We start from the raw sequence: 11895 nt of genomic DNA on the forward strand, positions 1-11895 counted from the left end.
AGTTAGCCCGCTGAGGGTCAGCGGCGCGGCCTTTACGCGCGGTCGAGCAGGTTATCGCGTGGCGGGGTCTGGCTCTGAGGAGTGCGCCTTTCGTGGGTGATGACAGTGGCGGCCAGGGCGATGGTGAGACCAATAACCGTCTCGAGGGCGCGCTGGCTCAGGAGGGTGTCGATCGGGGCTGGCAGCATGAGATCGCCGAGCAGGAGGGCCATCGGGATGAAGAAGACCAGGCCGAGGCTGTAGTTCCGCCCGGTCGTCAGCTCGGTGCACGCCTGAAGCACAGCGATCAAGATGATCGCGGCATAGCTGCTGGGGTGGGCGGCCAGGACGAGGGCTGCGACGCCGAGGCCGGCGGCGGTGCCGATGACCCGCTGGGCGGCGCGGATGAGGCGGGCGTGCAGGTCGGGTGCCGACATGGGGACGGATGCCGTGATGTAGGTCCAGTAGGGGTGGCCGATGCCGGTGGTCGCGACGGTGACGCCGGCGGCGGCGATGCCGAGCAGATACCGGGCGGCGTGGCTGCCCACCGGGCTGGACGGGCGTAGGTCGCGCCACGACAGCCGGGGCCGCTCAGGGTCGCCGCCGTCACGGGGGCTTCGACCGGGGAGGGCAAGCAGCAGTGCGAAGACGGCCGCGCCGGCCGCGGCGAGGGCCGCTGCGGGCACCGTGCTAAGCGTGATCGGGACCGTGGCCGAGGCCGTGAGGGCGAAGACCGGGTTGAGGGCTCCTGCCGGATGCCATCGGCCCAGCTCGGCCAGCACTACCGCGACGCCGGCCCAGGCGGCCGCGACCGGGACGAGCAGCCAGAGCCTGAACGGGACGGTCGCCACCAGGGCGCCGACGACGACGCCGACCACCAGCACCACGCCCGCCTGCGCCTGCATGGCCAGGCGTAACCGGACCGGCTCGTGTCGGCCGTAAAGGGCGGTGAAGGCGCCGATCGCCGCATACAGCAGCAGATCGCCGCGGCCGGACGCCAGGCAAGCCACCAGCGGCACGAAGATTGCCAGGCTTGCGCGGAGGGCGGTCCAATGGGCGCCGGCATGCGGGCCCAGGTCGAAGACTGCCGCCCACCAGGACCGTGCGGCGGTGGCTTGCGTCATTCTAACCTTCCAAAGTAGTACAGGAATGAAGTACTTCAAGGTTACTACACTTGTGAATTACTATTGTGGTTGACCGTGGCGGGGTGGGAGGAGTCGGATGGATCAGGACCCGGACCTACTTTCCGATCACGGCGACGTCGTGGATCAGATGCAGCGTGAGTGGGCCCGGCTGCGCCCCGACCTGAGCTTCGCCAGCCTCGGGGTGATCCACCGCGTGCTGCGCGCGTCCCGCCTCATCCTCGAAGCCAGCGACGCCTTCCTCGCCGATTATGGACTCACCCGCGGCGAGCTGGACGTGCTTTCGGCGCTGCGCCGCACGGACGAACCTCTGAGCCCAACGACACTGGCCCACACGCTGCTTGTCCCGCGTTCCGCGATCACCATGCGGCTGAAGTCCCTCCAGGTTCGGGGATTGCTGAGCCGGACGGCCAACCCGGCCGACGGCCGCTCGTCCCTGCTCGTCCTCACCGACGCTGGCTCAGGGCTGGTGGACGAGGTGATCCCCGCCCAGCTCGCCCTCGAAGATGCCCTGCTTGCCGAAATCCCGCCCGGGGTTGTGGAAGGCTTGGTCGATCCCCTGCGAGCGCTGACCTCCGTGTGGGAGCAAGGACGCGGCCACCAAACCGGGTCCAGCAAGAACGGGCGGAGCGGCGCAGCGCCAACGTCCCCGGGCCGCTAAAAGTCCTCCAGGCCTCCACTGACTCGTTCAATAATCAGCGCACTCTGCGACCGGATTTCCGGCAGTTCGTTGCCACGTCCGCAGATGATGAGCCCGGCGTCTGCGGCCTCGAGGGGTGAACTTGGAAGGACCAGCCCATCCGCGCGCAGGTTCACCAACGATTCGATGAGGCGGAACACAAGGTCTCCGGGGTTCCCGGCCGCGCCCGAGGAGGGAGCGCTGGCGAGGACTCCCAGAGTCCCATAGATCGCGCGAAGTTCGCGCCGGCTTGCCAGGAATTGTTCGTATTGACCACCGCGGGCTTCTGGGAGGTGGTACAGGATACCCAGGTTCCAGCGGGAGCTGCAGAGTTGGGTGCCGTCGTAGAGCGCAAGGGCGTGCAAGACCACCTCGGCGGACGCTGAACCGCTGGAAACGCCGGACACAGCCTTCGCGAACGACAGGCTGGCGGCCACGGTACTTTCCAAGAGGTCCTTGAGAATGTCGTCCTTGGTTTTGAAGTGGTGGTACAGCGAGGACTGCCTCATTCCTACGGCGTCCGCAATTGAGCGGGTGGAGGTGTTGGCGAAGCCTTGGGTGGTGAAGAGTTCTGCCGCTGCGTCGAGGATTTCTTCCCTGGCGGTGGCGCCGGGGCGGGATGGTTGCTGGTTACGTGGGCGTCCCGGTCCGGCTGAAGTCACCCCTCATTCTTGCACCCGCCGGCCCGCCTTAGACGCCGCGGAACCGGCGCCGGAATCGCGGTGAGAAGGCGGAAATCCAACTGAAACACAATGTCTATGCGCCTTTTACAGAGGTGAAACTGTTTGGGGACATCGCGCTGGAAAACTATCAAGTGACCGGTAATCAGCAGCTTTCGGCCGAGCGCTGCAGTGCCGGACGGTTTTTACCCTTCATCCCGTTCCAGCCCCGGAGAAACCGATGACCTCAACCGTAGTTCCAGCCGTCCATGTGGATGATGCGGACCTCACGTCACTTGGCTACGAGCCCACTCTGCACCGCAAACTCGGCCGTTATGCCTCGTTCGCTGCAGGCTTTTCGTTCGTCTCGATCCTCACCACGATCTTCCAGCTGTTCGCTTTCGGCTACTCATTTGCCGGCCCCGCGTTCTTTTGGACCTGGCCCGTAGTTCTGGTTGGCCAGCTGTTGGTGGCCTTGAACTTCGCTGAACTCGCCGCCCGCTATCCACTCTCCGGAGCCGTCTACCAGTGGGCGCGCCGGATGGGCGGTGAAGCGGTGGGTTGGTTTGCCGGCTGGTTCATGGCCATCGCCCAGGTCGTTACCGCCGCGGCAGCCGCCATTGCCCTGCAGGTGGTCCTGCCCCAGCTCTGGGACGGCTTCCAGGTGGTCGGCGGCGATCCGGCCCTCAACACGGTCACCGGCGCCTCGAACGCAGTCGTCCTGGGCGCCGTGCTGCTGGTAGCTACCACCATCATTAATTCCCTTGGTGTGAAGCTCATGGCCCACGTGAACTCTGTCGGCGTTACTTGCGAAATCGTCGGCGTGGCCGCCGTCGTGCTTGCTTTGATCAGCGCGGCTCAACGCGGTCCGGAGGTCGTGGCGGACACCACCGTGCTCCGGTCCTCGGACCTTGGCGCTGTGGGTGCCTTCCTGGTTTCGGGCCTGATGGCCGCCTACGTCATGGTCGGCTTCAACTCGGCCGGTGAACTGTCCGAGGAAACCAAGGACCCCCGCCGGACGGCGCCACGCACCATCCTCTCGGCGCTCCTGATCTCCGGAATCGGCGGTGCCCTCATGATCATCACCGCCCTGATGGCCGCGCCGAGCCTCGACGACGGCCGGCTCGCCACCGAAGGCCTTCCCTATGTCCTCACCGCAGTCCTTGGCACTTTCTGGGGCAAGGTCCTGCTGGTGGATGTGGCCATTGCCATCTTCGTCTGCACCCTGGCCATCCAAACCGCAGGCTCCCGCCTCGTCTTCTCCATGGCCCGCGACGGCAAGCTCCCCGCATCCGCGCTTCTTTCCTCAGTGCACCCATCCCGCGGCACGCCCATGTGGCCGTCCATCGCCATCGGCGCCTTCGCTGTTGCCGTGCTGGCCATCAACGTCGGCAATGCAGCCCTGTTCACCACGCTCAGCAGTGTCTGCATCGTGATGGTCTACCTCGCATACCTGATGGTCACGGTGCCGCAGCTGGTGAACCGGCTCCGCGGTGACTGGGGCCGCGTGGCACAGACGACCCCCGCAGGTCTCTTCTCACTGGGCCGCTGGGGACTGCCGGTGAACATCCTCGCCGTCATCTATGGCGCCGTGATGGTGGTCAACCTGGCCTGGCCCAGGCCGGAAGTATACGACCCCACAGGCGAGAACCCGGTCCTCCTCTACTCGGCACCGCTCATGGTGGCGCTGGTCCTGGTCCTCGGTCTCTGGGTCCGGCGCCGGACCTTGGCGGCCAAGGCGTAAGCAGCGAATTCCCCTGACCTTAAGAAACCAGCACAGGATTGACATGACACAAGTAACCGATCGCCCCGCAGGCACAGCCACCACGGCAGGCGCACGCGCCCACGCCAGGGAACAGCACGGCAGGACTGCCAAGACAATGCGCCACGTACCTGCCGCATCCGCTCCCGCCCACCTCCTGGACGCAGCGCCCGACGGCGTGGTCCCCACTTGGGCGGAATCGATCGCTTTTGGCCGGTACACCACCATGGCCCTGGCACGGGGAACCAGGATCAAGCTCACCGACGTCGGCGGGGACGCATGTGTGCACACACTCCTCTACCGCAGTGATGCATTGCATGAACGCCTCAATGTTGCCGACACAGTGAAAGTCCCTTGGCAGGCCTATCCCGCTGCCGGGCATCCGCTGCTCTCTGATGCTGGCCGCCTGATGGCCACGATCGTCTCGGACACTTCCTCACGCCATGACGCGCTCACTGGTGCCACCACGCTGGTCGGCAACACTGCGAAGTACGGAGCCGGAAGTGCCCACAGTGCCTCGCCGGCCGCACGTGAACTGCTCACCCTGGGCGCACTCAAGAACGGCTTGGGCGTCCGCGATGTTGCCCCGTCAATCTCCTTCTTCAAGGGCATCAAGGTGGACCCCAGCGGCACCATCACGTTCACCGGAAGCTCGGGGCCAAGTGCCGCCGTTGAACTGCTCCTCCACATGGACGCCGTTCTGGTCCTCGCCAACACCGCCCATCCGCTGGATCCGCGGGACGCGTTCAGCGGCACGGCCGTGGACATCACTGCCTGGCAGGCGCCACAGGACCTTGTCGCCCTGGAAGCCGGCACCCTGCTCGGCCCGCTCGCTCCGGAGCACCTGCAGGCTCTCCGCAACACCGAACACGATCTCACCGCAAGGAACGCCCGATGACCACAGCAATCACCACCCAGATGTTTCCTGGAGCCTCCGAAACCGCCCTTGCCGTCGGCCCTGTGATTCTGGACGAGTTCGTTCAGGCGCGTGGCCCTTGGTCGGCAGTCGTGGCCGCCGGGGACGTGTTGACCATTGTGGACCTGGAAGGCAACCAGGCGGTGGACTGCCTCCTCTACGCAGCCGGAGACACCACGGTCCGCTACTCGGCAGCCGTTACCATCGCGGCCCAGGAATCGATTGTCCTGACCACTGGTTCGGTCCTGAGGGCAGACACGGGCGCGCCACTCATGACCGTGGTGGCGGATGAAGTTGGCGTCCACGACACCATCGGCGGGGCCTGTTCGCAGGAATCCAACACCCTCCGCTACGGCCAGCACACCCGCGAACAGCACGCCTGCGTGGAGAACTTCCTCATCGAGGGCTCGCGCTGGGGCCTGGGAAAACGCGACCTGGTGTCCAACATCAACTGGTTCATGAACGTCCCGGTGGACCCCGATGGCGCCCTTGGCATAGTTGACGGGCTGTCCGCCCTCGGCAAGAGGGTTGCCCTGCGCGCCGAGATGGACACGTTGGTTCTTGTCTCCAACTGCCCCCAGATCAACAACCCCTGCAACGGATTCAACCCCACGCCCGTCCGCATGATTGTCACCCGACCGGAGGCGGCACGATGAACACCTTTGACACCCTCCTGATCGCCAACCGCGGCGAAATCGCTTGCCGGATCATCGAATCCGCCAGGAAGCTGGGACTTCGGACAGTAGCGGTCTTCTCGGAGGCAGACCGGGGCGCCAAGCACGTCCTGCTTGCCGACGAAGCCGTCCTCCTGGGGCCGGCACCCGCCAAAGACTCGTACCTGCGGGTCGAAGCGATCCTTGAAGCGGCCAGGTCCACCGGGGCCGGCGCGATCCACCCCGGCTACGGCTTCCTGTCGGAGGACGCAGGCTTCGCCGAAGCCGTGGAGGCGGCCGGGCTTGTCTTCGTCGGCCCCACGGCCGCGCAGCTGCGCATTTTCGGCACCAAACATACCGCGCGCGACGCCGCCCGGTCGGCTGGGGTGCCCATGATCGCCGGGTCGGGGCTGCTGGCGAATGTAGATGCTGCCGTCGCGGCAGGCCAGGAGATCGGGTTCCCGCTGATGCTCAAGGCCACCGGTGGTGGTGGCGGCATAGGCATGACCGTGTGCCGTTCCGAAGCCGAACTCGCGGAGAGTTTTCCCCGTGTTGCCCGTCTCGCGGACGCAAGCTTCGGGACCGCCGGCGTCTTCGCCGAACGGTATGTGGAAAACGCCCGGCACATCGAGGTCCAGGTCTTTGGCGATGGCAAGGGGCGCGTCGTCAGCCTTGGCGACAGGGACTGCTCCCTCCAGCGACGGCACCAGAAGGTCCTTGAGGAAGCCCCTGCGCCCGACCTTCCGGATGAGCTGCGTGAAGAACTCCACCGGACCTCCCGTGCCCTCTGCGCTTCCCTTTCCTACCGTTCCGCGGGCACCGTCGAGTTCGTCTACGACTCCACGCGCCAGGAAGCGTCCTTCCTGGAAGTCAATGCCCGGCTCCAAGTGGAGCACCCAGTCACCGAAGCTGTGACCGGCGTCGACCTGGTGGAGTGGATGCTGCGCCTCGCCCAAGGCGGCGCGCAAGCCGACGCCGTTCTCGCCGACGTCCCGGACGCCCTGCCCGTGACCGGCCACGCCGTTGAAGCGCGTGTGTATGCCGAGGACCCGGCCCGGGGCTTCCAGCCGAGCGCCGGCATCATCACGAACGCCACCTACCCGGGCGCGGAAGCAGCACGGGTTGATGCATGGGCAGGGACCGGAACCGAGGTTTCCACCAACTACGATCCGCTGCTCGGAAAAATCATCGCTTCCGGCACGGACCGGACGGCCGCCTTCGACCAACTGGCCCTTGCGCTTCGCAGCACGAGGATCGACGGCATCGAGACCAACCTGGGCATGCTCCGTGCCGCCGCCGACCTGGATGAGGTCCGCCGGGTCAGTCACTCCACCAGCACCCTGGACAACGTGGGGGATCCTGAACCACGTATCACCGTTAACAGCCCCGGACTGCAGACGAGTGTCCAGGACTGGCCCGGAAGGACGGGGCTTTGGCAGATCGGCGTGCCGCCGAGCGGACCGATGGATGATCTCTCCTTCCGCCTGGGGAATACCGCACTTGGAAACGCCGAGGGCGCGCCCGGCCTTGAGTTCACCATGACAGGGCCGAGCCTCACCTTCACCCACGCGACCACCGTCTGTGTCACCGGGGCCGAGGTTGCGGTCACTGTTGACGGGCTCGACGTACCCGCCTGGACACCGGTCACTGTGCCGGCAGGCGGAACACTCGACGTCGGCACGGCGAACGGCAGGGGCCTGCGAGGCTACATCCTGTTCCAAGGCGGGCTGGACGTGCCCGAATACCTGGGCAGTGCCTCCACCTTCACACTGGGCCAGTTCGGTGGCCATGCCGGGCGCGTCCTGCGTGCCGGTGACGTGCTCCGTACGGTGATCTCCGCCGTCGGGCATGTACCGACGGCGGTTGTTCCGCTGGACAGCCGTCCCGCGCTCACCTCCACGTGGGAACTGACGGTCGTCGAGGGGCCGCACGGCGCGCCGGAGTTCTTCCAGCGCGAGGACATCGAGGAGCTGTACGCCACGGACTACGAGGTGCACTTCAATTCGGCCCGCACCGGCGTCAGGCTCATCGGACCCAAGCCGCGTTGGGCCCGGACCGACGGCGGCGAGGCGGGGCTGCACCCCTCCAACATTCACGACACCGCCTACTCAGTGGGCGCCCTGGACTTCACCGGGGACACCCCCATCCTGCTCGGGCCTGACGGCCCCAGCCTTGGCGGCTTCGTTTGCCCGGTCACCGTAGTCACCGCAGACCGATGGAAGCTCGGCCAGCTTCGGCCAGGGGACAAAGTCAGGTTTGTCCCGGTCACAGTCACCCAAGCCCCCTCTGCCAAGGACCTTGGCCCCGGCCGCCAGCTGGTGCTGCCGGGGGATGCTGCGTGGTCGTCATTGACGGGATCTACCAGCCGTCCTCCCCGCGGCGACGGCGACGACGGCGTACTGGGCAGGGTGCCGGAGGCCGACGGCAGGCCTGCCGTGACTTACCGTCGTTCCGGCGACGACAACCTGCTGGTGGAATACGGTGAGATGGTACTGGACCTTGGGCTCCGTGCCCGGGTCCACGCGCTGCACCAGCATCTTGAACGGCTTCGGGTTCCCGGGATCGTTGACCTGACCCCCGGGATCCGGTCGCTGCAGATCAAGGTTGACCCCTCTGTCCTGTCCACGAAGCGGCTGCTCGATGTGGTTCGGGAGGTCGAAGCCGTGCTCCCGGCAAGCTCCGAACTGGTGGTCCCGAGCCGGACGGTCCGGCTTCCGCTCTCCTGGGACGATCCGGCTACTCGCGAGGCCATCGAACGGTACATGGCCGGTGTTCGGGATGACGCACCGTGGTGCCCATGGAACATCGAGTTCATCCGCAGGATCAACGGCCTCGACTCCGTCAATGATGTCTTTGATACGGTTTTCGACGCCGACTACCTGGTCCTCGGGCTGGGGGATGTGTACCTCGGCGCGCCAGTGGCCACCCCCTTGGATCCGCGGCACCGGCTGGTGACTACCAAGTACAACCCGGCCCGCACCTGGACCCCGGAGAACGCGGTGGGAATCGGCGGGGCGTACATGTGCATCTACGGCATGGAGGGACCCGGCGGCTACCAGTTCGTTGGCCGCACCACCCAAGTGTGGTCCCGGTACGCGGACTCTGCGCCCTTTGAGCCTGAGTCGCCATGGCTGCTTCGCTTCTTCGACCGCATTTCCTGGTACCCGGTCAGTCCCGAGGAACTCCTGGACCTCCGGGCCGACATGGCAGCCGGCCGCGGCCGCGGCGTGGAAATCGAAGATGGCACCTTCTCCCTGGCCGAGCACGAGGCTTTCCTGGCTGAGAACCACGAGTCCATTGAGGCATTCCGCCAGAAGCAGGGCGCAGCCTTCGCAGTGGAACGGCAGGCATGGGCCGATGCCGGCGAGTTCGACCGTGCGGAAGCGTTGGTCGGCGTTGAGGCCCCCGCTGCAGAGGAGGCAGTAGTCCCCGAAGGCGGTTCCCTGGTTTCGGCGCCCTTCGCTGCCAGTGTGTGGAAAGTGGACGTTGCGGAAGGCGAACGGGTAGCGAAGGGCCAGCCGCTGGTGTCATTGGAGGCCATGAAGATGGAAACCATCCTTGAAGCCCCCTGCGATGGCGTGGTGCTCCGTGTCCTCCCGAAGGCCGGATCCCAAGTGGTAGCCGGGGAAGCCGTTGTGGTGCTCGGCGGGATGGAGCTGGAGCCCGACGGCGACGACCTGCAAGCAACCGAACTGGAAGAGGCAGCAGTATGAACACGGTGATGAACGGCAGTGCTACTGCCCGTGTGCATGCCGCACTGGCATCGATCGACACGGTGGACCGCCCCGAAATCTGGATCACGCTACGGACACCGCAGGAGCTGTTGGCCGAGGCGGCGAGCGTTGACGCCGCAGTTGCCGGGGGCGCGGACCTGCCTTTGGCCGGTCTCCTGCTGGCTGTGAAGAACAACGTTGATGTCGCTGGAATCCCAACTACGGCGGGGTGCCCCGGCTTTGCCTATACACCGACGGAGGACGCGGAAGCGGTTGCCCGTCTCCGGGCAGCCGGCGCACTCGTGGTCGGGACAACCAACCTGGACCAGTTCGCCACCGGCCTGGTGGGGACCCGCAGCCCCTACGGTGCAGTTCGGGACTCACGGCGCCCGGAGTACATCTCCGGTGGTTCCAGTTCCGGTTCCGCTGTTGCCGTTGCCCTCGGACTGGTGGACATAGCGATCGGAACAGACACTGCAGGCTCCGGCCGAGTCCCCGCAGGCCTGCAGGGCATTGTGGGTATCAAACCGACGCTGGATGTCGTCTCTACCCTCGGTGTTGTGCCTGCCTGCCGGTCCTGGGACGCCGTCACCATCTTCGCCCGGCACCTGGCCACCGCCGAACTGGCCATGGGCATCATGGCCGGAAACTCGCGGGCTTGGCCGGCGGACATCCGGCTCGCCGCGCCGCAGAGACCCCGGGTGGCTTACCCGGCGGCCCTTCCGGCCCTTCATGGAACCTGGGCGACCGAGTTCGCCCGCCACGTGGACCGGCTGCAGGCTTCCGGTGTGGACATCGAACCCATCGGATTCGACGCTTTCCTCGAGGCAGCCCGGTTGCTGTACGACGGCGGCCTGGTCGCCGAACGCTACGCCGCGGTGGGCAGCTTCCTGGAAACGCTCGACGCCGGAACAGAGGCTTCCGGGGACATCGATCCCACTGTTGCGTCCATCATCGGGGCTGCCAGCAACGTGCCGGCGCATCGGTATGTTGCAGACACTGCCCGGCTGGAAGCGCTGAAACGGGAGGCCATGGCGGCCCTCGACGGCTTCGATGCGCTGCTGATTCCCACCACAGCCTTCCACCCAACAATTGCTGAAGTAGCCGCTGATCCCGTCGGCGTGAATTCGCTGATGGGCACCTACACCAACTTCTGCAACCTGTTCGATCTGTGCGCCGTGGCCGTCCCGGCAGGGGAGGTGGACGGTGCCCAGTTCGGGCTGACCTTGGTGGGCAGGACTTTCGACGACGCCGTCGTGGCCAGCCTTGCCCGCCGCCTCGAAGCGACGCCCGCACCGCCGCCGCTATTTGTTTCCGGAGCCGCCCCGGAGGCAGGCGCGGAAGGCGGCAGGCCGTCGTCGTCCCTTCCTTGGCCGGTGACTGCGGGTGCAGAGGCTGTTCCGTTGGTGGTGATTGGGGCACACCGCCGGGGCCAGCCACTGGCACCACAGCTGGAGGAACTCGGCGCCGTTTGGGACGGGCCCGTTCGGACAGCACCCCGATACCGGATGGTCGCCCTTGACACGAATCCGCCGAAGCCCGGAATGTACCGCTCGACGGATGGGACCGCGCTGGCAGGGGAGCGCTGGTACGTTTCCGAGGCCGGATTGGGACGGTTCCTGGCAGCCTTGCCCGAACCTATGCTCCTTGGCTCGATCGAACTCGACGACGGCACGACGGCGGTCGGATTCGCGTGCGACGCCGTCGCCTCCGCGGCCGGCACGGACATCACCGACTACGGCGACTGGCTTGAGTATCTTCAAGAATCGGCCAATGCACACGGGAGGCCGTCCCGGAGTCTACGGCAGGGCCTGGGTGACGCCGTCCTGGCGGGGTTTGCCCGTGGCGGTCCCAGCTAGGACGGACCGAGTATTCATTGACGTCCGCTTCGACTCTGAAACCGATTACGACGCTTTCTTGGCCCGCATCGAACCCATCAAGTCAATTGTCGATGCCACTCGTATGACTGCGCCCTACGACTACCTCCTGCGAGCGCAGCCGCGAGCCGGGCCTTCGCCGCCCGACCGGGCAGTCAAAGGATGTCAGTCCGGCAGAAGCAGCGCCTCGAGTTCGGGAAGCCGCTCGAACAGGATAGGGAGCCCATGGATCCCGTTGTTCACGGACTCATGCGACAGGGCGAGTTCAGGGCCAGTGGTCGCCTCGACACCGGCGAGACACCTGAGGATGTTCCACCTGTCCCTGTGGGTCAGCACGACAGGACCCGGACGTCCGCACGTGTTGACGAAGTTGGTGATGGTGAGAAAGTTCTCGACGTGAGACGCGAGTACGTCGGCCCATGGCTGTCTGGTTGCCTTCGCTCGCTTTGCCAACAGGGGCCAGTCCTTTGGCGCATGGTCTTGGACCGGCGGATGGTTCCAGGCGATGTGAAGTG

Annotated in this window: 9 protein-coding genes; 6 read left to right on the plus strand and 3 right to left on the minus strand. The window is 66.1% G+C overall.

What is annotated here, in order from left to right:
• Window positions 1-32: 32 nt before the first annotated feature.
• Window positions 33-1103, minus strand: a complete 1071-nt coding sequence (locus ACNQOP_RS00375) for an FUSC family protein (RefSeq protein ID WP_416402914.1) — start codon at window positions 1101-1103, stop codon at window positions 33-35.
• Between the two features lie 97 nt (window positions 1104-1200).
• Between ACNQOP_RS00375 and ACNQOP_RS00380 the strand changes: the two genes are divergently transcribed.
• Window positions 1201-1782 carry a MarR family winged helix-turn-helix transcriptional regulator gene (locus tag ACNQOP_RS00380; protein WP_416402916.1) on the plus strand — a complete coding sequence of 194 codons (582 nt, stop codon included), beginning with the start codon at window positions 1201-1203 and terminating at the stop codon, window positions 1780-1782.
• Here ACNQOP_RS00380 and ACNQOP_RS00385 read toward each other — a convergent pair.
• Window positions 1779-2462, minus strand: coding sequence for a TetR/AcrR family transcriptional regulator (locus tag ACNQOP_RS00385; RefSeq protein WP_416402918.1), 684 nt, complete (start codon window positions 2460-2462; stop codon window positions 1779-1781). The two genes, ACNQOP_RS00380 and ACNQOP_RS00385, sit on opposite strands and share 4 nt — an antisense overlap.
• Window positions 2463-2700: 238 nt before the next feature.
• Between ACNQOP_RS00385 and ACNQOP_RS00390 the strand changes: the two genes are divergently transcribed.
• The 5 genes from ACNQOP_RS00390 to atzF are packed head-to-tail and all read left to right on the plus strand — an operon-like array spanning window position 2701 to window position 11362.
• Window positions 2701-4203 carry an amino acid permease gene (locus ACNQOP_RS00390; RefSeq protein ID WP_416402920.1) on the plus strand — a complete coding sequence of 501 codons (1503 nt, stop codon included), beginning with the start codon at window positions 2701-2703 and terminating at the stop codon, window positions 4201-4203.
• Window positions 4204-4246: 43 nt separating this feature from the next.
• Window positions 4247-5119, plus strand: coding sequence for an urea amidolyase associated protein UAAP1 (locus tag ACNQOP_RS00395; protein WP_416402922.1), 873 nt, complete (start codon window positions 4247-4249; stop codon window positions 5117-5119).
• A complete protein-coding gene (locus ACNQOP_RS00400; protein WP_416402924.1) occupies window positions 5116-5793 on the plus strand; it encodes an urea amidolyase associated protein UAAP2 in 678 nt (225 codons plus the stop codon). The genes ACNQOP_RS00395 and ACNQOP_RS00400 overlap by 4 nt, the downstream gene beginning before the upstream one ends.
• A complete protein-coding gene (gene uca / locus ACNQOP_RS00405) occupies window positions 5790-9503 on the plus strand; it encodes an urea carboxylase (RefSeq protein WP_416402926.1) in 3714 nt (1237 codons plus the stop codon). Before ACNQOP_RS00400 ends, uca begins: the two co-directional genes overlap by 4 nt.
• Complete coding sequence (gene atzF, locus ACNQOP_RS00410; RefSeq protein WP_416402928.1) at window positions 9500-11362, plus strand: allophanate hydrolase; 1863 nt, start codon at window positions 9500-9502, stop codon at window positions 11360-11362. The genes uca and atzF overlap by 4 nt, the downstream gene beginning before the upstream one ends.
• A 183-nt stretch (window positions 11363-11545) precedes the next feature.
• On the opposite strand, the gene ACNQOP_RS00415 is transcribed toward atzF, so the two are convergent.
• Window positions 11546-11833, minus strand: a complete 288-nt coding sequence (locus ACNQOP_RS00415) for a hypothetical protein (RefSeq protein ID WP_416402930.1) — start codon at window positions 11831-11833, stop codon at window positions 11546-11548.
• Window positions 11834-11895: the final 62 nt, after the last annotated feature.

The organism is Arthrobacter sp. LFS091 (genome assembly GCF_047977885.1).
Taxonomy (GTDB): Bacteria; Actinomycetota; Actinomycetes; order Actinomycetales; family Micrococcaceae; genus Arthrobacter.